General features: G+C 37.4%; 29 protein-coding genes and 1 riboswitch. Of the genes, 13 read left to right on the top strand and 16 right to left on the bottom strand.

What is annotated here, in order from left to right; all coding sequences use genetic code 11:
* Nucleotides 1–21 precede the first annotated feature (21 nt).
* Nucleotides 22–558 carry a YceI family protein gene (locus NSQ77_RS18300; RefSeq protein ID WP_339227504.1) on the bottom strand — a complete coding sequence of 179 codons (537 nt, stop codon included), beginning with the start codon at nucleotides 556–558 and terminating at the stop codon, nucleotides 22–24.
* A gap of 287 nt (nucleotides 559–845) precedes the next feature.
* On the opposite strand from NSQ77_RS18300, the gene NSQ77_RS18305 reads away from it, so the two are divergent.
* The 3 genes from NSQ77_RS18305 (at nucleotide 846) to NSQ77_RS18315 (ending at nucleotide 3,687) form a co-directional block, all read left to right on the top strand.
* A complete protein-coding gene (locus NSQ77_RS18305; protein ID WP_339227505.1) occupies nucleotides 846–2,627 on the top strand; it encodes a M3 family oligoendopeptidase in 1,782 nt (593 codons plus the stop codon).
* Nucleotides 2,628–2,696: 69 nt separating this feature from the next.
* Nucleotides 2,697–2,800, top strand: a riboswitch (TPP riboswitch).
* Nucleotides 2,801–2,910: 110 nt separating this feature from the next.
* Nucleotides 2,911–3,480, top strand: a complete 570-nt coding sequence (gene thiT, locus NSQ77_RS18310) for an energy-coupled thiamine transporter ThiT (RefSeq protein WP_339227506.1) — start codon at nucleotides 2,911–2,913, stop codon at nucleotides 3,478–3,480.
* Between the two features lie 69 nt (nucleotides 3,481–3,549).
* A complete protein-coding gene (locus NSQ77_RS18315; RefSeq protein WP_339227507.1) occupies nucleotides 3,550–3,687 on the top strand; it encodes a hypothetical protein in 138 nt (45 codons plus the stop codon).
* A 116-nt stretch (nucleotides 3,688–3,803) separates the two neighbouring features.
* Here NSQ77_RS18315 and NSQ77_RS18320 read toward each other — a convergent pair whose 3' ends face one another.
* Entirely contained in the window at nucleotides 3,804–4,154 is a 351-nt protein-coding gene (locus tag NSQ77_RS18320) for a general stress protein (protein WP_339227508.1), read from the bottom strand.
* A 133-nt stretch (nucleotides 4,155–4,287) separates the two neighbouring features.
* Here NSQ77_RS18320 and NSQ77_RS18325 point away from each other — a divergent pair, with 133 nt between their 5' ends.
* From NSQ77_RS18325 to NSQ77_RS18355, 7 genes are all read left to right on the top strand, one after another.
* Nucleotides 4,288–5,709, top strand: coding sequence for a hypothetical protein (locus tag NSQ77_RS18325; protein WP_339227509.1), 1,422 nt, complete (start codon nucleotides 4,288–4,290; stop codon nucleotides 5,707–5,709).
* Between the two features lie 103 nt (nucleotides 5,710–5,812).
* Complete coding sequence (locus NSQ77_RS18330; protein ID WP_339227510.1) at nucleotides 5,813–7,192, top strand: Glu/Leu/Phe/Val dehydrogenase; 1,380 nt, start codon at nucleotides 5,813–5,815, stop codon at nucleotides 7,190–7,192.
* A gap of 130 nt (nucleotides 7,193–7,322) precedes the next feature.
* On the top strand, nucleotides 7,323–9,056 hold the full coding sequence (locus tag NSQ77_RS18335; protein WP_339227511.1) for a carbon starvation protein A: 1,734 nt from the start codon (nucleotides 7,323–7,325) through the stop codon (nucleotides 9,054–9,056).
* 67 nt (nucleotides 9,057–9,123) lie between these two features.
* Complete coding sequence (locus NSQ77_RS18340) at nucleotides 9,124–9,381, top strand: cory-CC-star protein (protein ID WP_339227512.1); 258 nt, start codon at nucleotides 9,124–9,126, stop codon at nucleotides 9,379–9,381.
* Between the two features lie 27 nt (nucleotides 9,382–9,408).
* Nucleotides 9,409–10,362, top strand: coding sequence for an ArsA family ATPase (locus NSQ77_RS18345; protein ID WP_339227513.1), 954 nt, complete (start codon nucleotides 9,409–9,411; stop codon nucleotides 10,360–10,362).
* 219 nt (nucleotides 10,363–10,581) lie between these two features.
* Nucleotides 10,582–10,725: a hypothetical protein gene (locus NSQ77_RS18350; protein WP_339227514.1), complete on the top strand. Its 144-nt coding sequence runs from the start codon at nucleotides 10,582–10,584 to the stop codon at nucleotides 10,723–10,725.
* A 111-nt stretch (nucleotides 10,726–10,836) separates the two neighbouring features.
* The gene (locus NSQ77_RS18355) at nucleotides 10,837–11,814 is read left to right on the top strand and encodes a zinc-binding dehydrogenase (RefSeq protein WP_339227515.1); all 978 of its coding nucleotides are present in this window, start codon (nucleotides 10,837–10,839) and stop codon (nucleotides 11,812–11,814) included.
* A gap of 170 nt (nucleotides 11,815–11,984) precedes the next feature.
* Here NSQ77_RS18355 and NSQ77_RS18360 read toward each other — a convergent pair whose 3' ends face one another.
* The 8 genes from NSQ77_RS18360 to NSQ77_RS18395 form a co-directional block, all read right to left on the bottom strand.
* Nucleotides 11,985–13,211 (bottom strand): dicarboxylate/amino acid:cation symporter, encoded by a 1,227-nt coding sequence (locus tag NSQ77_RS18360; protein ID WP_339227516.1) that lies wholly within the window; start codon nucleotides 13,209–13,211, stop codon nucleotides 11,985–11,987.
* Nucleotides 13,212–13,290: 79 nt separating this feature from the next.
* Nucleotides 13,291–14,148 carry a DUF421 domain-containing protein gene (locus tag NSQ77_RS18365; protein ID WP_339227517.1) on the bottom strand — a complete coding sequence of 286 codons (858 nt, stop codon included), beginning with the start codon at nucleotides 14,146–14,148 and terminating at the stop codon, nucleotides 13,291–13,293.
* Between the two features lie 103 nt (nucleotides 14,149–14,251).
* Nucleotides 14,252–14,449: a DUF1657 domain-containing protein gene (locus NSQ77_RS18370; RefSeq protein ID WP_339227518.1), complete on the bottom strand. Its 198-nt coding sequence runs from the start codon at nucleotides 14,447–14,449 to the stop codon at nucleotides 14,252–14,254.
* A gap of 14 nt (nucleotides 14,450–14,463) precedes the next feature.
* Entirely contained in the window at nucleotides 14,464–14,814 is a 351-nt protein-coding gene (gene spoVAE / locus NSQ77_RS18375; RefSeq protein WP_339227519.1) for a stage V sporulation protein AE, read from the bottom strand.
* The gene (gene spoVAD, locus NSQ77_RS18380) at nucleotides 14,811–15,824 is read right to left on the bottom strand and encodes a stage V sporulation protein AD (protein WP_339227520.1); all 1,014 of its coding nucleotides are present in this window, start codon (nucleotides 15,822–15,824) and stop codon (nucleotides 14,811–14,813) included. The genes spoVAE and spoVAD overlap by 4 nt, the downstream gene beginning before the upstream one ends.
* Nucleotides 15,824–16,303 (bottom strand): stage V sporulation protein AC, encoded by a 480-nt coding sequence (gene spoVAC, locus NSQ77_RS18385; protein WP_339227521.1) that lies wholly within the window; start codon nucleotides 16,301–16,303, stop codon nucleotides 15,824–15,826. Before spoVAC ends, spoVAD begins: the two co-directional genes overlap by 1 nt.
* A gap of 17 nt (nucleotides 16,304–16,320) precedes the next feature.
* Nucleotides 16,321–16,785, bottom strand: a complete 465-nt coding sequence (locus NSQ77_RS18390) for a hypothetical protein (RefSeq protein ID WP_339227522.1) — start codon at nucleotides 16,783–16,785, stop codon at nucleotides 16,321–16,323.
* A 100-nt stretch (nucleotides 16,786–16,885) separates the two neighbouring features.
* Entirely contained in the window at nucleotides 16,886–17,089 is a 204-nt protein-coding gene (locus NSQ77_RS18395; protein ID WP_339227523.1) for a DUF1657 domain-containing protein, read from the bottom strand.
* A gap of 231 nt (nucleotides 17,090–17,320) precedes the next feature.
* Between NSQ77_RS18395 and NSQ77_RS18400 the strand changes: the two genes are divergently transcribed.
* On the top strand, nucleotides 17,321–17,710 hold the full coding sequence (locus NSQ77_RS18400; RefSeq protein WP_339227524.1) for a hypothetical protein: 390 nt from the start codon (nucleotides 17,321–17,323) through the stop codon (nucleotides 17,708–17,710).
* A 62-nt stretch (nucleotides 17,711–17,772) separates the two neighbouring features.
* Here the strand turns inward: NSQ77_RS18400 and nfsA are convergent, their stop codons facing one another.
* The 3 genes from nfsA to NSQ77_RS18415 form a co-directional block, all read right to left on the bottom strand.
* Entirely contained in the window at nucleotides 17,773–18,513 is a 741-nt protein-coding gene (nfsA, locus tag NSQ77_RS18405; RefSeq protein WP_339227525.1) for an oxygen-insensitive NADPH nitroreductase, read from the bottom strand.
* A 20-nt stretch (nucleotides 18,514–18,533) separates the two neighbouring features.
* On the bottom strand, nucleotides 18,534–19,250 hold the full coding sequence (locus NSQ77_RS18410; RefSeq protein ID WP_339227526.1) for a hypothetical protein: 717 nt from the start codon (nucleotides 19,248–19,250) through the stop codon (nucleotides 18,534–18,536).
* Between the two features lie 169 nt (nucleotides 19,251–19,419).
* Entirely contained in the window at nucleotides 19,420–19,608 is a 189-nt protein-coding gene (locus NSQ77_RS18415) for a hypothetical protein (RefSeq protein ID WP_339227527.1), read from the bottom strand.
* 686 nt (nucleotides 19,609–20,294) lie between these two features.
* Here NSQ77_RS18415 and NSQ77_RS18420 point away from each other — a divergent pair.
* Nucleotides 20,295–20,705 (top strand): YwpF-like family protein, encoded by a 411-nt coding sequence (locus tag NSQ77_RS18420; protein ID WP_339227529.1) that lies wholly within the window; start codon nucleotides 20,295–20,297, stop codon nucleotides 20,703–20,705.
* A gap of 40 nt (nucleotides 20,706–20,745) precedes the next feature.
* On the top strand, nucleotides 20,746–22,110 hold the full coding sequence (locus NSQ77_RS18425) for a TrkH family potassium uptake protein (protein WP_339227530.1): 1,365 nt from the start codon (nucleotides 20,746–20,748) through the stop codon (nucleotides 22,108–22,110).
* A gap of 88 nt (nucleotides 22,111–22,198) precedes the next feature.
* Here NSQ77_RS18425 and NSQ77_RS18430 read toward each other — a convergent pair whose 3' ends face one another.
* The 3 genes from NSQ77_RS18430 to NSQ77_RS18440 all read right to left on the bottom strand — a co-directional run bounded on the left by NSQ77_RS18430 (nucleotide 22,199) and on the right by NSQ77_RS18440 (nucleotide 24,826).
* On the bottom strand, nucleotides 22,199–22,339 hold the full coding sequence (locus NSQ77_RS18430; RefSeq protein WP_339227531.1) for a YjcZ family sporulation protein: 141 nt from the start codon (nucleotides 22,337–22,339) through the stop codon (nucleotides 22,199–22,201).
* A 92-nt stretch (nucleotides 22,340–22,431) separates the two neighbouring features.
* Entirely contained in the window at nucleotides 22,432–23,580 is a 1,149-nt protein-coding gene (locus NSQ77_RS18435; RefSeq protein WP_339227532.1) for a trypsin-like peptidase domain-containing protein, read from the bottom strand.
* An 85-nt stretch (nucleotides 23,581–23,665) separates the two neighbouring features.
* Nucleotides 23,666–24,826 (bottom strand): zinc-ribbon domain-containing protein, encoded by a 1,161-nt coding sequence (locus tag NSQ77_RS18440; RefSeq protein WP_339227533.1) that lies wholly within the window; start codon nucleotides 24,824–24,826, stop codon nucleotides 23,666–23,668.
* Nucleotides 24,827–24,960: the final 134 nt, after the last annotated feature.

Here is a 24,960-nt window from a genome sequence, read left to right on the forward strand (position 1 = left end):
TACGTTACTTGTGCTTTTAAATTAACCTTGTTTGTGAAGTTCAAGCTCGAAGTTAATTTTAACATCTTCCCCAACTAGTACGCCACCAGTTTCAACTGCTGCATTCCAAGTAAGACCGAATTCTTTTCGGTTAATTGTTGTTGTGCCACTGAATCCAGCTACAGTTGCTCCACCCATTGGGTCTTTACTTTGTCCTTCAAATGTTACGTCAAGTGTAGCAGGTTTTGTCGTTCCGCGAATTGTTAGATCACCAACTACATCATATTGATTAGAGGAAGTCTTCTTAATATCTGTCGCAACAAAAGTCATATTGGGATGATTCTCAGCATCAAAGAAGTCTGCTGAACGTAAATGATTATCACGGTCTTCATTTCGTGTATTGATACTATTTACATCAATTGTCATTTCAATCTTTGCATCTGTCAAGTCCTCAACATCAGCTTCAATTACTGCATCAAATTTATCAAATGTTCCTTTCGCTTTAGAAATCATCATATGCTTTACAGAAAAACCAATTTCACTGTGGACTTGGTCAACCGTCCAAACTGTTTTTGTCATGTCTGATTACCTCCATTTATTATAATTACTTTCTGTTACTTAGTATATAATCATAATAAGCTATTGTCAACTGCATTTAATTAAAAATAAATTAATTAAAACTAAATTTACATTTCCTATAAATAATCTTCCCGGATGTGAAGCTGCTGAAACGCATTTAAAGGATCGTTTCATATCTTTGTTTCAATACGTGCATCTAAAATTACCCAATTTCGTGATTATCATCAGAAATTTCGTTATAATAGGAAGATAGGTAAAAGATAATTTATCAAACAAGGGGAGATATTATGCAATTGACTTTAAATCCAAGATGGGATTTGGATACGCTATTTCCGGGAGGAAGCGAATCAGAGCAATTTCAAGCTTATGTTAATCATATAAAGGAAGCATTGGCAGATCTTTCAGAAAGAGTGGAACAATTTATTCCACAAGAATCAGGATATATATCCGAATTCCTGCAAATCGTACATAAATTAGAAAAGACAAGCAAAAAACTGCGTGAGGCTTCTGCTTTTGTAAGCTGTCTCAGTGCACAAAACGTAAAAGATGAAAAAGCGGACATATTAGTCGGCCAGCGAAGTGCTCTTTCTGCAAAAATGGGAATTATTACAACGAAATTTGATCAAAAATTAATTGCTATTCCAGATTCAGATTGGAAAACATTATTGCAGTTGCCTGAATTGGTGGATATTGCTTTCGTCTTAAATGAAAATAGAGCAGCAGCAAAAGAAAACCTGTCTGAGGAGCAAGAGGTACTGATTAACGATTTAGCAGTAGATGGCTATCATGCCTGGAATCAAATGTACGGAGCGGTCGTAGGTAATATGACAGTGAAGATTGAAGAGAATGGGGAACACAAACATTACTCTGTGGGTCAAGCTTCCAATTTACTTACGAATCCTGACCGCGAAATGCGAAAACATGTTTTTAAGCGGCTGGGTGATGCCTGGGAAGAACAAGCAGCTTTATTTAGCCAAACTTTAAATCATTTAGCCGGCTTCCGCTTGGAAACTTATAAACACCGTGGATGGAGACATGTTTTAAAGGAACCATTAGCAATAAACCGGATGAAAAAAGAAACACTGGATGCAATGTGGACTGCTATTATTAATAATAAAAAGCATTTTGTAACGTATTTAAATAAAAAAGCAGATTTGCTTGGCTTAGAGAAATTAAGCATTTACGATATTAGTGCTCCGCTAAGTAAAACTGTAAAAACATCAAGCTATACAGAAGGTGCAAATTATATTGTCGATCAATTTCAAAAGTTCAGCCCAAAGATGGCAGATTTTGCAAAAATGGCATTTGAAAAACGATGGATAGAAGCTGAAGATCGGCAGGGTAAGCGTCCTGGAGGATTTTGCACGAGCTTCCCAGATAGTGAGCAGACACGTATTTTTATGACATATTCTGGTACATCTTCAAATATTTCTACACTAGCCCATGAATTAGGTCACGCCTATCATCAGCATGTGATGAACGATGTCAACGGCTTAAACCAACGCTACGCAATGAACGTGGCAGAGACCGCTTCGACCTTTGCGGAGATGATTGTAGCAGATGCATCTGTAAAAAGTGCACAAAGCAAGGAGGAAAAGCGCTCTCTGCTGGAGGATAAAATTCAGCGTAGCGTTGCCTTTTTTATGAATATACACGCTCGGTTTTTATTTGAAACACGATTTTATGAAGCGCGTAAACAAGGAATGGTGTCCGCACATCACTTAAATGAATTAATGATTGAAGCACAGAAGGAAGCTTATTGTAATAGTTTAGAAGAATATGATCCAAGCTTTTGGTCCTCTAAGCTGCATTTTCATATAACTGGTGTTCCGTTCTATAATTTTCCATATACATTCGGCTATTTATTCAGCCTGGGTATTTATGCATATGCAAAGGAAAAGGGCGGCAGCTTTGAGGAAGATTATATTGCATTATTAAGAGATACCGGCAGAATGACAGTAGAAGAGCTTGCACAGAAACACCTGAATGTTGACTTGACTAAGCCGGATTTTTGGGAGAATGCAATTGGATTATGTGTAGAAGATGTAGAAGAATTTCTCAGCTTATAATATACTATAATTTATTTGTTAAATTCTAATAAATAAGGTACAATACAGATGACAAAAAAGTAAATAGAAAAAGCCTACAGGGGGAGTCGTTTTGGCTGAGAGTGAACAATTAAGTTCAGACCCTTTGAACCTGTTAGTTAATTCTAACGTAGGGATGGTAGTCTTTTTGATGGAATAAAGAAAGTAATGTGAGCGAAGCAGACTGCTTATTGCAGTCACCATCAGAAAGCTTCCCTTGGCATTACTTTTTTGCGTCTAAAAAAGTAAGGGAGAGTTTTTAACATTGAATACAAAACGTACGTTATTTTTAGTAGAGGTAGCGATTTTTACTGCATTAGCACTTCTTTTAGACATTCTTCCAATATCTTTTAAAATTTGGGCGCAAGGCGGATCGGTTTCATTTGCAATGATTCCCATTTTTATTGTTGCCTTCCGCTGGGGGATTAAAGGTGGTCTGCTTTCTGGGTTTCTTTGGGGAGTTTTGCAAGTGGCAACTGGAACGGCTTATGTTTTAGTACCGCTGCAAGGATTTATTGATTATGCAATTGCATTTACAGTACTCGGCTTTGCTGGTGTTTTTGCTAAGAAAATTCAGGGAGCGGTTAAATCTGGTGAAACGAAAACATATTTGAGCTATATCACCTTTGGTGTTTTCGTTGGCTCTGGCTTGCGTTTCATAGCTCATTATGTGGCGGGAATTGTTTTCTTCGGCTCAGCAGTTGAAGGCCAGCCAGCTTGGCTGTATTCATTAATTTATAATGCATCATACATGGTTCCTTCATTTATTCTCAGTTCTGTAATTGTATTTTTCTTGTTCCATAAGCAGCCACGAACATTAATGAACGCTGCATAAAATATTATACATTCGCTCACAGAAGAATAACCTCTAGAAGGGGTTATTTTTTATATAGGAGGTGATGAAATGCGTGAATTAATCGGTACATGTGTGAAATGCAAAGAGGAAGTCTATTGTAAAGATGGATTCTTTGATGGTGTACACAAAGGGGGAAAACTATTTTGTAATCCTTGTGCTGCTAAATTAGATAAGAAGGAGTTGTAAATAATAAGCATCCTTTTCATTAAAAGACCTCCCTTTCAGGCTAAAGAAGAAAGGGCGGTATAATCCCGCCCGGAGTTCTTGCCTAAGTCTTTAAGGGAGATTAGGTTTCGGCTTTTTTAAGCGAGCATTTGATCAACCAAATCATGGTTAGTAACGATAAGAAGAATTTTGCCGTCATCTAAGTCCTCTTCATAATTTTCTGCCTCTACAGAAGAAACACCAATTTCTTTTAGCTTGTTTCGTAATTCATCACCTTGACTGTTAAACATATTTCCAACAGCACTTGAAAAATCCATTTCTTTCATTCCAATGGTATTTGCGTCAGCTCCGTCAGCTATTCGACCAGTTCTTTCATCGTCGTGTGTAAGGATATAAATATCCTCTTTCGTTATACCTCTTGCCTTTAATTTGTTAATATCAAGTTTAATTTGGGTTTCATCTACATATTCTCTTACATATGGTTTCATGTTTGCATACCTCCTTAAAAAGTTATTATTTATGTTCCCGTTCTTTAAATAATAAAACATCCAGTGCTCGAAATTGTCGCATACAGAAATTTTTACGCATAGGCTATAGCACATCCAAAAGGGAGGAATACGTATGGTTTTAACATTTTCCCATTTGCTTTATGGCTTATTTACACTCATTGTTATTTTAACAATGGTTTTTAGAAAAGGTGTTGTATTTCCTACGCTATTAGGAACCTTTATTATTGGCTGTTTTTACACGGGCAGTGTTGTGGATGGGCTGACGACAATTTTCAGAGCTAATTTAGTAGCCGCACAAGAACTATTCAATATCTTTCTGATTATTACCTTTATGCTTGCGTTATTGCATGCACTTCGAGATTTAGAAGCTGACAGAAGGATGGTTGAACCGTTTGAGAAAATGATGGTAAATGGTCATGTTTCTTTTTTTGTTCTCGTAGGTGTCACTTATGTTATTTCGTTGTTCTTTTGGCCGACCCCTGCAGTTCCATTGATCTGTGCATTGCTAGTTCCAGCAGCTGTTCGTTCTGGCTTGCCGGCGATGACATCCGCCGTTGCGATAGCTCTTGCAGGTCAAGGAATGGCACTCTCCTCGGATTATATTGTGCAAGTAGCACCGGGATTATCTGCAGCATCCGCTGGTGTCGATATTAATGAAGTTGCTGATAAAGCGATGATTCTATCGCTTGTTTCTGGTAGTGTAGCCATTCTGCTTGCATATATATTGTTAAGAAGAGGTATCCGAAAAAAAGGCGATGCGCGAATTGAAAAAGACTTAAAAGGATTACAGTCTACTGCCACGTCTAATCACAAGGCAAAAACAAAACACGTTACATTTTGGAGTAAAACTTTTGCTGTAATTGTCCCGCTGACATTATTAGGTGTTGTAGGCTTCATGATTTACGAAAAGCTTCTTTCTGGAAGAATGAGTGGTTTAGAAGGTGGCGATGGTGCTGCATTTATAGGGGGAGTAGCTGCAGTTTTATTGTTGGCTATTACATTTGCGTATGGGAGACAACATGCACTGGATTACATCAGTAACCATATTACAGATGGATTTGTATTTGCGTTTAAAGCAATGGGTCCAGTCATTCCAATTGCAGGCTTTTTCTTTCTGGGAAGCCCAGAATTCTCAGGAAGTATCCTGGGAGTTGAAGAGAATGCGCCAGCACTATTATTTGACCTTGTCCAGTCTGTACAAGATTACCTCCCGCAAAGTGCGTTTCTTGCAGCTTTCAGTCTTTTAATAATTGGTATTATTACAGGTCTTGATGGTTCAGGGTTCTCTGGTTTACCACTAACTGGGGCATTGGCAGCTTCTTTACAAAACAATGCAATCGATGCATCGACTCTTGCAGCAATCGGTCAAATGGGGGCTATTTGGACTGGGGGCGGAACAATTGTTGCATGGTCTTCTTTAATTGCAATTGCGGGATTTTGCGGCGTATCTGTGATGGAACTTGTAAGGAAAAACTTTATTCCCGTAATCTGCGGTTTAATGATCGCTACCGTTTTTGCAATTTTTTTGCTGTAGGTGATTTTAATTTAAAAGGATATTATTGGTAGAGGAGGAAGCAATCATTTGTTACACTAGAGAAAAATTGGGGAAATTAAACAAAAAGGAAGGAGGTATCGTCATGCCAATTAATACAGTTGAAATGATTGGGAACTCTTTGGATATCTTGTCTGATGAAACCGAGTTTCTAAATGATATTCAAGATCAGGACAGGGAAAAGGTTTTCCGAGCGCTAAAATCAATTTTATCGACTCCGAACCATATTGCAAAATCCTTTCTTCGGGTTACACTTGAAAATGAAGAGGTAGTTCGAATCCCTGCTTTTCGGGTACAGCATAATAATATTCTCGGACCATATAAAGGCGGAATTCGATTTCATGAATCGGTTCATGAGGATGAAGTGGTTAATCTTGCTACTTTAATGACACTCAAGAATGCGCTGCATGAAGTGCCTTTTGGTGGAGGAAAAGGTGGTGTCGTAATTGATCCTAGAAAATACCATCCAAGAGAGCTAAATCTAATATCACGAAAATACGTTCAGTATTTCAGCGATATTATAGGACCAGACAAAGACATACCGGCACCGGACGTAGGGACAAGTGAACGTGAAATGGATTGGATGATGGGAGAATACAAAAGTATCCATCCTGGAGGAAGCTATCGTGGCAGTTTTACGGGGAAAAGTGTTGTCAATGGTGGATCGTTAGGACGCAAAGAGGCAACAGGAAAAGGTGTCTACTACTCATTCCGTTATTTATTGCATGATTTCTTAGAAGAAAAGGAGGCATGGCTGACAGAACGGGAAAACACAGCTGCTAAGAATCTACTGCTTCATAAAGATAAACGATTGCGAGCAGCAATCCAAGGTTTTGGTAATGTAGGATCTGTTGCAGCACTGGAAGCCCATCAATGCAAATTATTGAATAATAAAGTCATATCTGTAAGCGATCACAATGTGGCACTCTTCAATAATGATGGTCTTGATATTCCAACACTTATTAAATACACGACGAAGAACCAAGGAGACTTGCCGAAAACAACTGCTGAATTAGAATCAGCAGGCATAAATGCTAATATTCTTTCCCGTGATGAATTATTAACACTAGACGTAGATGTGCTTTTTCTGGCGGCTTTAGCAGACCAGATTCACGAAGGAAATATGGAGCAGATACAAGCTAAAATAATCGTTGAGGCCGCAAATGCACCAATCAACAATGCAGCAGACGGCTATCTGAACAACAAGGGAGTTATTATTATACCAGATATTTTAGCAAATGCAGGCGGGGCCATTGTATCCTATTTTGAATGGCTGCAAGGCCGAGAAACCCAATTTTATTCGGAGAAAGAGGTTTACACTAAGTTATATGAAAAAATGACAGTGACCTTTCAAGTCGTTTATCCGAACTATTTTTCGGATCAGTTTACTTTAAGGCAACATTGCTATCGTCATGCTGTGATGAAATTATCGACGATACTGTATAGGCAGGGCAAGCTTTATTGATATTTAAAAGAAAAGACAATTAGGGTCTTTTCTTTTTTTGTGTGCAGCATTATTTTGATATGAATATAACTTATTTTAAATACATAGCATGTACTGGGTAAGAACAAATAAAAGAGGGGGGAGAAGTAACTTGAATGCGATCCTAGTTGCTCTTATTGGTATAGTCATTTTTGCTTTGGGTTATCGCTATTATTCAAAATTTGTTGCTGAAAAGATTTTTAGGCTGGATCCCAACTATGTAACGCCAGCGCATCGGTATAAAGATGGTGTCGATTTTGTGCCAACAAATAAGTTTATCTTATGGGGACATCATTTTACCTCTGTAGCTGGAGCTGCACCAATTGTAGGACCTGCAATTGCTTTGTATTGGGGTTGGTTGCCTGCTTTTTTATGGGTAATCTTAGGTACTGTATTTGCAGCAGGGGTGCATGATTTTGGCACGTTAGCATTGTCCGTTCGAAATAAAGGGCAATCTGTTGGCACTATTGCAGAGAAGTTAATTGGGAAACGCGGAAAGATTTTATTTCTGTTTATTATCTTAACCCTTGTATTAATGGTTAACGCTGTGTTTGCATGGGTAATAGCAAACCTGTTTATTACGTACCCATCAAGTGTTCTTCCAGTTTTTATTCAAATTCCGCTAGCTATTTGGATTGGGTATGCAGTATATAAACGGAATGTCAAAATGCTGGTACCGTCATTAATTGCACTCGTTATTATGTATGTTGCCGCTATTTTATCTGCAGATATTGCCTTTTTACAAATTGATTTAGTCGCATATATGGGTGGAGAAGATGGCACGGGATTATTCGGACTAAGCACCGTTTCAACTGCTTTCTTAATTTGGATCATTATATTAATGATTTACGTGTACATTGCTTCCACACTCCCGGTTTGGAAGTTACTGCAGCCAAGAGATTTTATTAACTCCCATCAGTTAGTTGTTGGCCTTGGAATTTTATATCTCGGTCTATTATTTACCAATCCACAAATTACAGCACCATTAACAAATCCAAAACCAGATATATCATGGTTGCCATTATTATTTATTACAATAGCGTGTGGAGCGATATCCGGTTTTCATGGACTCGTATCCTCAGGCACATCCTCGAAACAATTAAATAACGAAACAGATGCTCGTTTTGTTGGATACTTTGGAGCTGTTGGAGAAGGTATATTGGCATTAATTTCAATCCTTGCTGTTGCAACATTATTTGCTAGTACAGCTGATTTTAATGCTGCTTATGCAAGCTTTAATCAGGCAAATGCCGGTGGATTAGGAAATTTTGTTGAAGGAGCTGCAGTTTTAGCTGGAGGGTTAGGCATATCAGCTAACATCTCAACGACAATTGTTTCGATTATCGTTGTCAGCTTTGCTGCAACTACATTAGATACAGCAGTACGTTTAATGCGCTACATTATTGCTGAAATTGGTGCCGAGTATAAGGTTAATGTCTTAACAAAACCACATGTTGCTACTTCTGTTGCAGTGTTATCAAGTACAGCTTTAGTGTTAATACCAGAAGGACCGAATGGATTTGGTTCAGGCGGATACTTGATTTGGCCGTTATTTGGAACAGCTAACCAGCTATTGGCTGGTATTAGTTTGCTATTAATTTCAATTTGGTTAAAACGACTTGGAAGAAATTACGCTTATACATTAATTCCGATGATATTTCTAATGTTTATGACACTTTACGCACTATTTCAGCAAGTACTGTTTGAATGGTCATGGGTTGGCAGCAATTCTAATACATTGTTATTTGTATTAGGAGCGATTATTTTCGTCTTTGCAGCCTGGATTGCGTTAACATCTTTTCAAGCATTAACCGGTAAGTTTGATCAATCGATAAAAGATGATTAAGGGAATGAAATAAGGAAGGGATCTTAATTGGATCCCTTTTCTGCATAATATTTGGGCAGGTGATTAAATGCTGGGTAAAGTAAAACAACTTATAACGTTTTATGAAGAGGTACTAAGCATGCCGCATCGACAGGAGATTGCACGCGAACTGAGAAATGAAGACGATATGTTTTTATTACTGCTATATTCTGAAATGCTTGGCATCCCAAATCCAGTTTATTATTATACGTTAGAATTGTATCCTTATATGATGGAAAATTATCATGAATGGCATTTGCGTATGGGGATGGAAAAGTCACCAATGACTGGTTTTCGATGCTGTTAGGCTTAAATGGAAAGGAGGAGAAAAGCGATGTCATTATTTGATAAAAAAATACTGTTTGTAGGTGGAAAAGGCGGTGTTGGAAAATCTACATCAGCTGCAGCAATTGCATGGAAATCTGCTAATCTTGGTAATAGGACACTACTTATTTCCACGGATCCAGCACATAACGTCGGAGATATTTTCAGCCAGCAAATTGGTGGGAAAACAAAGCAAATTGAAAAAAAATTATTTGCACTGGAAATTGATCCAGCGATCGAGACCGAAAAATATATGAAAAGCGTCAAAGAAAATTTGAAGGGAACTGTACAACCTTCAATGATAGAAGAGGTTAATCGGCAATTAGATACTGCTAAAGTTTCACCAGGGGCAGAAGAAGCGGCATTATTTGATAAGTTAATCACCATTATTTTAGAGGAAAGTGCACACTTTGACCGAATCATATTTGACACAGCACCAACAGGTCATACTATTAGGCTGCTTACTTTGCCTGAGCTTATGGGAATCTGGATAGAAGGCTTACTAAAGAAGAGAAAGAAAACGACTGAAAATTATTCGCAATTGTTAAATGATGGTGAGCCAATAGAAGATCCAATATATAAAGTGCTGAAGTTGCGTCAGGAGAGGTTTTTTAAAGCGAGAAAGGTACTGCTTGATCAAGAACAAACAGCTTTTATTTTTGTGTTAAATCCAGAGAACCTTCCCATTCTAGAAACTAAAAAAGCAATAGAACTCCTTGAAAGATATAACTTACATGTAAAAACGCTATTCATTAATAAAGTGTTGCCCAAGGATACGGGCGGGGCCTTTTTTGAAAAACGCAGGAAACAAGAGAGAAAATATATGGATACAATTAAAAACACATTCAAAAAACAGGATCTTATTTATATCCCTTTATTTACTGAAGATATAACGAGCAAACAGCAATTAGATGAGCTTAGCTGTTATGTCGATCAAAGCCTATCACAGCAGATAAGGAAGTAAATGGAGAGGAACACAGCCGAGAGAGTATCTATCACGGCAGATAAGAAATCAATGGGGGTAGAAAACTGTTGAGAAAAGTGCTCTCACGGTTGATAAGAAAGTAAAAGCAGTGAGAAGCTACCGAGAGAAATAATCGTGTTATGCAAAAGAATCTCATAAAAACTTCCTCATACAATATGAGGGACTTAATCTTAAACTAGTCATTATGAACAGCTTCTGATGTTTTCGCAACTACTTGGAGAAGAATGCTATGAAAAGAATGAAGCATTGAAGACGAACATAGAAAAGCAAATAGCAGACAAGATTGGTTTAGAGAATTTAACCGTACTTAAAAAGATATTAAAAATGGATTGGGGATTGTAAAACCGATAAAGTACTGAATCTGTTTACATGCTATTTCTTTGTCATCCTGGAATATAACTAGTAAACTAAACTTAGAGAAAATAAGTTTTTTGTTAAGAAAGGATGATGAGAATGAAAGCGTTTGTTCTGGAGCATGGGGAACTGAAAGTTAAAGAAATGAACGAGCCTATTGCAGGCCCGCATGAGGTAGTTGTTGCATTACGTACGGCTGGGTTGAATCGTAGAGATCTATATATTCCGAATCGAATGGGAAACGATAAAGATGCGTTAATCCTTGGTTCGGATGGTGCTGGAGTTATTGAGGCTGTAGGAGAAGCTGTTACTCGTGTTCGTGCCGGCGATGAAGTTATTATTAACCCGTCACTCCGCTGGTATGATAATAGTGACGCGCCACCAAAGGATTTTGATATATTGGGAATGCCTGATCACGGTACGTTTGCAGAGAAAATAGCCTTATCTGAAGAACAGGTGGAAAAGAAACCAAGTCATCTATCATGGGAAGAGGCGGGTGTATTCGCGCTTGCAGCATTAACTGGTTATCGTGCATTATTTACGCAAGGGAAAATTAAAGCGGGTGAGACGGTATTTATTCCGGGCGCTGGCAGTGGTGTAGCGACTTATTTAATTGCTTTTGCTAAAAATGCAGGGGCAAGAGTAATCGTATCTTCTCGCAGTGAGGATAAGCGAAACAAAGCCAAAGAGCATGGAGCAGATATTGCACTGGATACAAATAGTGATTGGGAAAAAGAATTAGTAAATGAAACGATTGATTTAGTGATTGATAGTGTAGGTGCAGCTACATTTAATCGTTCTTTAGAAGTGTTGAAAAAAGGCGGACGAATTGTGATTTTCGGTGCTACAACAGATGATAGTATTGATTTTAATTTACGTGCATTTTTCTATGGTCAATATAAATTATTAGGATCAACAATGGGGAGCAGGCAGGAGTTACAAGCTACGCTGAAACATATGGAAAACTATCAAATGCATCCAGTGGTCGACCGAACATTTACACTTGATGAAGCACAAGCTGCTTTTGACTATTTAAAAGAGAGCAAACAATTTGGAAAAATTGCTCTCCAACTATAAGTCAATCGAAATGGAGCGATTGTTATGCGTCAGAAATATTGAATAATGATTAATGCTTATCTCTGATCGATTTTAAAAGCAATACTGCTGATTTTTCATGAGATATCCCTCTATAAAACTAAACATACAGAAACACGAGCGTTTGAGATTTTCCAAACGCTCGTGTTTTGCTAATCTACCGTGGCTTCCATCCAATGCCGTCCTTCAACCTGTCTTGTAACGAGCATACTTGATACAGCGTCGCCTGTGGAGTTTACCATTGTTGCAGGTGGATCAACAACCACTCCAATTGCTGATATAATTGGTAAAGCTTCGATTGGCAGGCCATATAATGTAACAATCATTAGTTCCCCAATAAAACCTCCACCAGGTATTCCGCTCATTACGATCCCGGATAATAGGGAGAAGCCAATTGCAGTCAGGAATGTATCGATTCCCGTGAAATCCATATTAAATACGCCAAATACAAATGCGATCTTTAACATAGCAGAAAGGCAGGAACCGTCCATATGTATAGTGGCACCAAGCGGGATTACGGTTTCTCGAATATCTTTTGGAACTCCAATCTGTTTAGTTGCTTGAAGGTTTGCTGGAATAGCTGCGACACTGCTTCCAGTTCCGAGCGAAGTTGCCGCTGGTGCGAGAATATTTTTCCAAAAACGGGTAATTCCTTTTTTGCCACCAGCAATAAATGCATAGAATGTAAAACCGATAGCAAAGTAAAAAACTGAAACAGGGTAGTATATAATAATTGCTTTTGCATAATCTCCGATTAAGGCTGTACCAAATTCCCCAATTAGTGCTGCAAAATAAGCCCCTAATCCGATTGGTGCATAGTACATAACAAGCTGAATGATTTTCATAAATACTTCTGATCCGCTTGTTAAAAATCTGGCGAATGGTCTTCCTTGTTCACCAGTTAAACCAGTAGCCACTCCAATTAAAACGGAGAAGATAATTAGTGCAAGCATATTTGACCGGGAAAATAACTCCACAAAGTCGGGGACGGTAAATGTTTCTACCAACTGATCAGCTAAACTGACTTCTTCTACTTCTTCAGGTTCAATCAGTGGTATATCCACTCCTGAACCAGGTTGGAAAATAACTGTCGCTGCGAGCATAATAAAAGAGGCTATAATTCCTGTAAGGATAAATACTGTCATCATTGAACCCATAATTTTACCAAGCCGCTTCATGCTATCCATGCTTGCGATTGCAGATGAAATCGTAAAGAAAACGAGTGGTACAACAACCATAAATAGTAGATTTATAAAGATATCCCCTAGTGGTTTGATCAATGTGGCTTGTTCACCAAAAATTATTCCGATAATTGATCCGACTATAATAGAGGATAACAAAATAATAGGGAAGCGATATGCCTTAATTTTTTCTTTCACACCATTCATTCCTTTTCGTGTAGATTTTGGATGATTTCTCTTTCTATCGTACACGAAATTGTCTAAATAAAATAGAGACTTATTCTAAATAAGGGGAAATTTGATCAATTGCTTGTTGCATTTTTTCACTATTTCGCCTGTAGAGCTCCTTTGATTCATGATTCTCAGTAGCCAGAGTGAAAAGTTCGAGATCTGCTTGACATTTTTTCATGGTGGCTAATAATAGCGGTTTTTCAGTTGGTTCCGGTACTGCGATTTGATCATCAAATAAGTCAACGAAAAGCTGACCGTCATTATCTGCTTGGGCTAAAAACACATTTTCTATACTAACGTTGAGTTTATCCAGCTCTGTTTCCAGCCAATTTGGATTAAGTGATAAATTAGCTAATGGCTCAAGCAGCATTTTTCCATCCATGATAACCGTTTGGGGCTCTTTCGCTGGAGAGAGCGTTATACCGAGATCCTTTGCTGTAAGTGGAAGGTTTTCTCTTTTTGGTAATACATTTACAGAACCAGTGGGCTCTAATACGGCGAATTCAACATCCGATGCCAAAAATATATTTTTGTCGCGAAGCTTTTCTAATAAATCATCTGTAGAATAGCCTTCTTTTTTTAGATTTTCTTCCATGATTTTTCCATCTTGAATGAATACGGTGCTTTTTCCTTGTGTAAAATCTCGGAAAGATTTGCTTTTTAGCGAAATTTTCTCAACACCATATGGAACGATAAACCAGATAATCATTGCGATGGCAGCGTGTGCGAAATTCGTGTTTGGATCAATTGTATGAATAGCAGCAATTCCACCAAGTACAATGCCGGAAATGGTTTCGAAGATATTTAACTGAGATAGTTGTTTTGTCCCTAACCATTTAATCATAAAAAATAACAAAGCAATTAACGTCAGAGACCTTAAAATAACAATAATCCATTCTGGCATTTGTTTTCACCCTTTCTAAATGACAGATATTAAAATAAAGAATTATATTGTGAAATGGAGGTATTCGTTCAGGAATCTTCTATATGGCGTATATGGCCAAGTCTCAATACTGCGGTTCCTGCTTTGAAAGTTCAATAACCTGATTATGCAAATCCCTTTTTATCTCGGAAATGATGTTTTCTACCATCTTAAAAGTTTGTTCAGCTTGCTCATCCTGAACCTTGTTTGCAAGTATTTCAAGACTGGATTCAATGCTTTTAATGGATGAATAGCAGCCTTTTACCTGTGACCCGACTGTCATATGATCAACTCCGTTTATCCTTTTGGTTTAAATATCAAAGCTCCAATCACTCCGAAAACGATTGCAGCTGAAATACCAGCACTTGTTACCTCGAACATTCCCGTCACAACACCGATAAGTCCGTGGCGCTCTGCTTCCTGCATGGCACCGTGGACAAGTGAATTACCAAAGCTTGTAATTGGAACAGTCGCACCAGCTCCGGCAAAGTCAATTAATGGCTCATACCATCCGAATCCATCCAGAATTGCCCCACTAACCACAAGAATAGTTAATGTATGCGCAGGTGATAGTTTGAAAACATCAAACATAATTTGTCCAATCACACATATTAACCCACCTATAAGAAATGCCCAGAAAAATATCATAAAATTTCACTTCTTTCAATTGATACTGCATGTGCAATACATGGAATCGGGTCGCTTTGCTGCACACTTAAAGGAGAATGCAAGGAACCAGTGGCTACAACGAGAATACGATTCAATTCACCTTGTATAAGTTGTTTTAAAAAGTGGCCATAGGTTACGACTGCTGAACAGGCTGAACCACTGCCTCCAGCAAGAACTGGTTGTCCTTCTCGATAAATGGTTAACCCGCAGTCAACGTATTTATCTTCTTCTATTGGAATATTACGTCCATGCATGTAATCAAGTGATACTTCTCTCCCTACATGCCCAAGATCACCTGTAATAATTAAATCATAAAAAGATGGGTCTACATTTCGTTCCTTTAAATGCACTTCGATAGTATCTGCAGCGGCTGCAGCCATTGCACCTCCCATGTTAAAAGGGTCCGTCATTCCCATATCCACTACTTTTCCAATTGTTGCCGAAGTGACTATTGGGCCGACACCTTCTTTAGCAAGCAGGATACAACCAGCACCTGTCACAGTCCATTGTGCTGTCGGTGGCTTTTGCCCTCCGTATTCTGTTGGGTAGCGAAATTGCTTTTCAGCTGCAGCATTATGGCTGGAAGAGCCGCTTAAGATATAATTTGCACCATTTCCATTTATAATTGCTGCAGATAATGCCAAACTCTCCATAGAAGTTGCACAGGCACTAAACAATCCGAAATAAGGAAGTCCCATAGTGCTAGCAGCAAAACTTGTAGGTGTAATCTGATTGATTAAATCTCCACTAATGAAAAATTCTACCTGTTCTTTATCGATAGGACTTTTCTTAATAGCAATTTGACAAGCTTCTTCCATCATTGTTTGCTGTGCTTTTTCAAAGGAATCTTGCTGGAGCCATATATCGTCGTGCAAAATATCAAATGATTCGGGAATGTTGCCATTTGCTTCGAAAGGTCCACCGACAGTTCCAGCTGTAAGGATTACAGGCTTATTTTCGAAAATCCAAGTTCGATGTCCTGTAAGCATTAAAAACCACCCCACTGTATGAGTATTGTCTTAATTAAGGCAATGACAAAGGCGGCAAACACCCCATAAACAATTACTGGTCCAGCTAATTTAAGCATGTTTGAACCGACGCCTAAAATAAAGCCCTCTGTTCGATATTCAATCGCAGAAGAGATAACCGCATTTCCAAACCCTGTAACTGGCACTGCTGATCCTGCGCCAGAAAATTGACCAATCCTGTCATAAAATCCGAAACCTGTTAATAACATTGTGATAAAGATTAATGTTGCAGTTGTTGGGTTCCCAGCGGTTTTTTCGGTGAAATGGAAAAAATAGATATAAAAGGTTGTTATGATTTGCCCAATAAAACAAATGAATCCGCCGACGAGAAAAGCCTTAATGCAATTTTTAAAAATAGGTCTTTTTACTTCTCTTTTTGATTGAAAATCCTGATATTCCTGTGCTTCTGGAGGAAGGTTTTTCTTTTTCTCATCTGACATGGTTATCACTCCTTCTATTAGGTCTGTTCTTTAGACAATGTAACAATTTGTTTTAAGCGTTTTTTTAATTCTTTACTGGAAATTTCATTATTAAGTATTTGTTTTTCCAGTTTATCCAGCTCAATAATTATTTTTTTATCTGTAGAAAATTCAACATCCAAATTCTTAAATTGTTTTTTCATTTCCTTCTGATATTGTTTTTTTATTTTTGCCAATTCAAAGCGTTTCATGTGTTCTATTTCAATAGCTATCAACATGGCCTCGTCCGTATTTACAGCTTTTACTGTTGTAATTTCATCATGCTTGCTCAGGAGGTCTTTTGCTTCATTGGATGGTTGTTGATCAGTTAATGCTCCGGTTGATATTTTCGTCAAATCAATCGTTGTTTCATTGTTTTTAGTGGGTTCCGCAGTTAAGTCATTCCCACATGCTGTAAGTAACAATACGAGACCAGTGTATAGAATAAAGCTTTTTTTATACATATTCACACCCAACTTTCTTTAGAGATATGTAAGAGGCTGTCAAAAGACAACCCCTTGTATATCGGGAAATACATATCATACGAGTATTATGAGGTGTTTATTACTGTTTATATTGCGGCTCTTCTTGCTCGATTTGTGTCATTCTTGGTTCAACGGTTTGCAGTATGTTCATTGTTTGTTGTGCTGCATTTTGATAGACCTGTTTTGCCTGTTTATTTTCAGTTTGAAGCGCAAATTGTTCAAAGCTTGCTTGTGCACTTCGTAAACCAGCTATTGTTTGTTTTACTTGACTTGCTACTGTCACCTAAATCCCTCCTCGAGTATACTTACACTATTTATGGTGAATTAAAATGGGGGTTAATATACTTTGTATTTATTTCCATTTACAGTTAAAATAAGTAAATAATGCTATTTTTGAAACATTTAAGTCGGTTCATTCGTCCTATATAGTGGGAGTTCTTTTGAGGGAGGAGGGGCAGAAATAAAAAAGGTTATTGTCTTTATTAGTATTTTATTAATAGGTATTACCGCACTAATGTTTATAATAATTGATGGGAAAGAGAAGGGGGAGGTTGTTACATCAACTTCCACGATTAAGATTGAAGATAATCTGCTGTTACATATGAGGGTGGAAGATGTTAGGGAAAATATTCAAGTGCAATGTTCTCTTCAGTATGTAGGAAAGGAGGATATTTTACTTGAACATCAAACACCATTAGTTTCTGCTTATTTCGATGAAAAGATACAAGATTTTACAGAAGAAAAGTTAGCAAAGACTCTTCAGCAAGGCAGTATTTATCATCAACCTACAATTTTGCTCAAATATCCAGAAACTTCAGATCAGAATTTGAAGATTTCCGCTAAGTTTTGGCTGAATGGAATACAAACAAATTTTCATCATATCGAGCAATTGGAATTCGATTAAAAAACGATGCATTCTACCCGAATACATCGTTTTTCATACTTTAGAGGACTTTTAGAGAAATTTTATTTTTTATTCAAACCTTTTTGTTTCACAAAAGGAGATACATCCATTCTGGTCGGTTGACTGAATTTGCGAATCATTTGATCAGTCCATGTATCTATTTTTGTATTGGAGGAGCGGGTTTGATAATACTGTTCTATCTCATTATCATAAGCCTCAATAAATTTTTGCTGCTCCTGAAATGGCAAGTATTTATTTTCGTGATAAACAGCCTCTAAAGGGAGTCTTGGTTTAATATCTGGTTGATGGTCAGGGTGCCCAACAACAAGTCCAAAAAGTGGAAGGACATGCTGAGGCAATTCTAGAAGTTCGTTTACACGGTTTATATCATTTCGCAGGCTGCCGATATAGCAGATTCCAAGTCCCATCGATTCAGCAGCTATTGTTGCATTTTGCGCTGCTAGTGCGGCATCAATCGTTGCGACAATAAATTGTTCCGTGCTTTCTAAATTATCCTCAATAGATACTGTATCATCCGCCAGTTGATTGATCCGATTCAAATCTCCACAAAAAATAAAGAGATGAGCGTTATTTTTTACATGTAAATGGCCAGAAACCTTATAAAGCTCTTCTTTTAACGAAGTATCAGTTATACCAATAATAGTATATGCCATCACGTTACTTGACGTTGAAGCCTGTCTCGCAGCTTTAATAATTGTATGGATTTGCTCCTTTGTAACAGGTTCATCTTTGAATTTTCGAATGGAACGATGATTAAGTATTGTTTCAACAGTTTGGTTCATATGTAAGCCTCCTTATTTAATTAATCTGAAGTTAAACTGAAAATGGTATCGATTGTAAGACGATCATCGAATTCATGCCACGCTGTCAGGAGTTCGAGAGTCGGTTCAATAATGTCTGGAGTAGCTATTGTGATGTTCTCATTATCGAGCCATTCAATGGAAAGAAATGGCCATCTATAATTTAAAATAGTATCATTACCTGTTTCATTATTCAAAGAAAGTAGCTTCCAGCTTTCTAGATCAACTGCAACGACTGTATCTAAATTACTTTCTATGGAATGGAATCGATTAAAATGGAGTACTACTTTTGATTCGTCTGGTGAAAAAATAAAATCATTAAACTTTACAATATCTGCAACGAGATAAGCTAATTTTTCATTCGTTGGATAAAAAAGTAAATAAGAGCATGAGTCCTTAACACAGGAAAATTCAAGTAGGTAAATGGCATGGGATTCTGCAGAAATTCTTTGTAAATGCATTTTATTAATGGCTTGTTTACGGTTGCTGACTCCTTTTAGATATTCACTTAAAATAGGCACCATTTTTAAGCTGATTAGAATTTGTTCATCTTCAAGAGAAAACTCAATAAATTCCTCGCTCTTTTCTTCTTGCTGTTCAACGAGTATGGGATTTTTTTCTATTTCGTCGGGTACTGTATCAATCTTTTCAATGATAGCAGTGTCAGAGCTGGAACAACCTGAAAACAATAATAATATTAGTAAAGGAATCCATTTCATTATACATCTCGCTCCAATTTATTATATATTCAGCGGAGTGGGGGAGGTTTTGCGGGATAATAAACTGCATCAACTCCTTTTAACTCAGGTGGTGAGTATTTTAATTATACAATAATTGAAACGGTTTTTATTAGCTCGAATAAATAAAAAGACACCCAGTGGATGTCTGTTAGATTTTCTCTCCGTCATTTTTGTTGTTATTTACACCATGTGTTAAATAATCCGTATTAAGCGCAGCTTTTTCTTCTACTGTAACAGATGCATCATGGTTTGGGTCCTTGCCTTTTTTTCGGTTAACTAAAATAAAGACTAAGACGGCTGCAGTAATTAAAATAAGAACTAACCAAGCCATAATCATAACTACACTCCTTAATTTTTATTATAAATTTCTAATTAATATGCATTGAGAGATTGTGCGTACCCCCGCTCCGGAAACACACTTCGCTTTTCGCGGGTGACCCGACGCTCTTCGAACTCCGTTCTTCAGAGTCTCACTCTGGCCACGTATCCCGCAGAAGTCTTCGTGTGTTTCCTCCGCTAGAACTGGCTCACTGACTACTATTAGTAGAATACACCTAACAAAATCGGTGCTCTAAACAGTCCGGGTGAGTGAAGGGCGGTGACTCCTCGAAAATAAAAACCAATTTTCTTCGTGCGATGTAAATGCTGACGAAGCATTCCTTGTCCTGTGGGAACAGCACGTGTCTGAAGACTCGCAGGAAGTGATTTTCTTCCCGAGAGGCTGAAGCCGTGCCCACGGAAAGCATCCGCCCGGAGCGATCCCGGACGGCAACTATTGCTCCGATTAAGCAAAGAATCATTAGTTCGGAGTTTCTTTCAAATCTTTTGGAGATGTTTAGTATTGTAGTTTCTGTTTGTAATCTATTCATAATTTAGGTTTAATGCAAGATTTTGCAGTTGGTATGTAAGTACCCCTGGCAGGATGTGGGTAAACTTTTGAAAAAATACACGGATACATACTAATTTCCTTTTATTTTTGGTACACTCTATTTAATGAAATGAAGCAGGAAGAAGGGGAATAGAATGAAGACATTTAAATTAAAACGTTTGGAAATTGTTGACCATGACGATGAAGAAATTGAGCAAACGAATATTAACCTGCTTGATGGTCTGATCATCAACAGAGAAGACGATAAAGGCCAATGGTTGATTGAAGCCTATACAGATACGTCATATCTCGATTACTTTAATAAACTTCATGGGGAGCAGGGAGAAATAATGGTACAGGCAACGATTACAAAAGAAAGCAATGAACCTGCTACGTTTATTACAACTGTACTTGGAATAAACGAGATCGGAGACAATATTAATGTATTGTTTCTCGGTACAATTATTGACCGCAGAAAACATATAATTGAAGACTTGCTAACCGACCTCATTGAGCAAGGCTATCAGGGAAGAGAATTACTTGTAAAATTTAAAGAACTGGCTTAATGTTAGTTCATTCAATTTTTTCACAGCTAGGAGCAATGTTATGAAAATGCATTATTCGAAGTATCGGATATTAAATCGTTTATCGCCGGTACAAATGTTATTATTGTTTTACTTTATTGCGGTATTGTTATCTACACTTACATTATCATTACCAATTACACATCAAGTTGGAGTGCAGATAGGCTTCATTGATTTATTATTTACAGCAGTAAGTGCAATCAGTGTTACTGGATTAAGCACGATATCGATTGTAGATACTTTAAGTACGTTTGGGATCATTGTGCTTGCAATGATTATGCAGCTAGGCGCAGTTGGGATTATGTCAATAGGCACACTGATTTGGCTTCTTTTAGGAAAACGAATTGGTCTTAAAGAGAGAAGCTTAATTATGACGGATCAGAACCAAACGAGTTTTCAAGGAATGGTTCGATTAATTAAGCAAATCATTTATGTATTGCTTGTTATTGAATTTATTGGTTTTCTCATATTAGGGACGTATTTTTTGCGCTATTTTCCAACATTTAGTGAAGCGTACTTGCATGGCTTTTTTGGAACAATCAGTGCGATATCGAATGCGGGTTTTGACATTACAGGACAATCGGTAATCCCGTACAAGCATGACTATTTTGTGCAATTTATCTATATGGTGCTAATTATTCTGGGGGCGATTGGTTTTCCAGTTTGGATAGAAATAAAGGAATACTTATTTTATAAAAAAGGAAGACGGAACTTCTTTCGGTTCAGTTTGTTTACTAAGCTAACAACGTTCACATTTTTTATTTTAATCGGTGCAGGCACAGTAGGCATTTTTTTATTGGACATAAACCATTTCTTTGCTGGGAAATCATGGCATGAATCGTTTTTCTACGCCTTATTTCAGTCAGTAACAACTAGAAGTGGCGGCCTGTCAACTATGGATGTTAGCTTGCTTTCTGAGTCAAACCATTTATTTCTTTCATTTTTGATGTTTATCGGGGCATCACCGAGCAGTGCAGGTGGAGGGATTCGAACAACGACATTTGCATTAGCATTAATTTATATCATTACCTATATTCGTGGCGGAAGAAGTATTCGTATATTCAATCGAGAAATTTATGATGGAGATATGTCGAAAGCAGTGACAGTTACATTAGTAGCATTTATTTTGGTTTTTAGTTCGCTATTGCTCATGTCAATTTTTGAACCATTTACGCTGGATCAAATCCTTTTTGAGGTAACATCCGCCTTTGGAACAGTGGGGCTGTCACTCGGAATTACAGGAGAATTAAGTACTTTTAGTAAAATCATCCTCATGATACTTATGTTTATCGGGAGAGTTGGGATTATCACATTTCTGCTCATGTTTACAAAGAAGAAGAAGAAAGCAAAATACAATTATCCGAAAGAAAGAGTTATTATTGGATAATTGATGCAGCCGTTATTTAATATATGTAATTTTTCATAAATAAAAGTGGCTTGTGCTGCACGTTGTCTAGCACAAGCCATTTTTTTAATTAGCAGTAAAACGCAGCTCCTACAATAATCAATAGTATAAAAAGCACAACGATTAGTGCGAAGTTGCTTCCGTAGCCACCACCGCAGCTGTAATTGTTGTAGCCTCCTCCACAGTCGAATCCGCCATATCCAAAGCCCATGCTTTTTCACCTCCCGATTGTACAGTATTACTTTATGCAATCAGGGATATTGTGTATAGACGTTTGCACTAGTTTTTAAATAATCGTTTAGGTTAGCTGCTCTCTTGAGATGGTTCGCCATAACTTAAAATTTTCAACTGATCATTTTCATAGCCTATAATAAATTCATATGATTTCGTTTCTTTTTTGGTCTTATGCTTATTTGGAACATTTCGTTCCATAGTTATATCAACCACTGTTTTGATTCGATTGTTCTCCATTATCTTGCTTTCCACTTCAGAAAAATCAAGTGAAATGGTGTTAATATACTTATTGCGAAATTCCTGATAGGTGGATTCCGTTTGAAGTGAGCTTCCAAGCAATGTATATGCACCAACATAATCCCGAATTGATATGTTTTCTAAAAAATACTCTGTTAAGTATACTGCTCCATCGAGAACCTGATCGGAATCCGAAGAACTAATGAGGTCTGTTATGCTTGAGAATTCAAGTTGATCGTTCTCAGCTTCATTGGACCATTGTGTGATTTGATCCAGCACCTCGACAATTGGAATACTGAACCCAATTGTACCATCTTGTGTTCCGACAGAATTAATACCTATTATTTCACCAGTGTCTCGCTTAATTAAAGGACCACCGCTATTCCCCTGAGAGATTTGTGCTGATATTTGATAAATATTTGAATAATTATAGCCATCAACGGTAAAATTACGGTCACCACCAGAAATAATACCAAGTGTTACGGTGTTTTGAAAACCATGCGGGCTCCCTAAAGCGATTACTTCATCGCCAATTTCCGCCAGATTTTCAGATGAGATTGGGAGGGGAGTTCTACTAGCTAGCTGCGGAACACGAATCACAGCTACATCGATCTCTTCACCAATACCCACTACAGCTGCCGGATAAATTTGGGCGTTGGCCGTTCGAACGAAGATTGTGTCCGAATCTTTAATAACATGTGCGTTGGTAATAATGTCACCTTTTTCATTATATAGAAAACCAGAACCAGTAAATGTGCTTTGCTCATTCTGTCCTTCAATTTGAATAACCGATTTTTCTGCTTCATGAATAATCGACTTTAAATCGATTGATGCCTGATCATGTGTAACTTTGTTCACCATTGGATTATTAATGAGTGGTTGTTGGGATTTCCAGTTAATATGGATATTGCTAATTACAATCGTACCGATGATTAAAACGATGACGGATGTAATAATAGGCAGATATCGCTTGCTTTGCATAGATGTTCACCTCGTTAATGGTACAATTATAGAGGCTGCTTCACTTTTTTCATCCTCTTTTTTTGCATATATATTTTACATGGAATTATTCAGTATACCATGTAATTTTAGTTACCTTTATTTCAAGACTGCTCGGTTTTTTATCTAAATCATAATGCGTGAATTCGAATTTACCCGTTTCACCGGGATAGAGAACATCTGGGAATGTAACAACTTCATTTGTTAGAATTTCCGAGCCGTTTTTTGTAGAGATTGTATATTCGACTACAACGGAGTGTACCGGAATAGTAGCAACACTTTTTACTTCACCTTCAACGAAGATATTTTCTTGTTTGTCTTTTTTTATACTTGCAGCAGCGAGTTCGATTGCATCGTTTTCATTTAATTCATTTTCCTGTGCTGCACTGTTCATTGCTTGCTCAATTCGTTGCTCCATGGCTGTTTCAAATGCTGCTTTTTCTTTCTCAATAGTTATTTGCAGGCTATCAAGTTTTTCTGAATCCGGTGCATATTTTAAGCCGTCTTTTACTAAAAGGAGAGCATCACTGAATTGTTTTTGATTCAGTTGTTCACTTGCTTTTGTGAAGGAATAATCAATAATCTGGTCGCGAATCGTTTGTGTAAGCTCTCTTGCATCGTTTTGGTTTATAGCTTCTGCATCCCAAAGCATAACCTTTAAATCATCAATTCCAGGATCTTGTTCTAAGTGGTGTGTTAGCTCTGCAATTTTTAAATGATTGCGTACCGTTTCTATTTGATTAATCATTTGGTCAACTGCTGTTCCTTTATAATTATTTAATAACTGAGAAGCATCATGAACAACGGAGCTAGCTTTCTGAAAACTGCTTTCTTCCTGCAATTGTTTCGCATTGCTTAACGAATCCTCAATTTGTAAAGCAAGATCAGAGAATGCAAGAGCTGTTTTTGCTTGTTTAAAATTAGGATGGCTATCAATTGATTTTGTAAAAAGCTTTTGGGCTTTTTCGTAGTTTCCTTCTATAAATTGCTGTTCGCCTTGTGCGTAGAACTCTTTTGCTTCAGCAGTCTGACTTTTTAAAATTAAATGATATACCCCTGCCAACGAAGCAATCAATAGTACTGCAATTATCGGGACGAGCCAGAATTTATTAAATTTCCGTTTATTAAAAATCCTGCTTTCTATATCTTTTGGTAATGGTTTTCCGCATTTAATACAATATTGCTCCTTTTCCTTAACGGTTGTCCCACAATTAGGACAGTGAAACATAATAAGCCACCTCCAGTTTGGACTGCACATATACGTTGTTTTATGTTGACTTGGAAATGGCAAGCATTCTGATTTACTATCATATAGATCATTGACTTTGATTGGAATTACAATTTACATAAATTGAATCAAAT

The organism is Oceanobacillus sp. FSL K6-2867, assembly GCF_037963145.1.
Classification (GTDB): Bacteria; Bacillota; Bacilli; order Bacillales; family Amphibacillaceae; genus Oceanobacillus.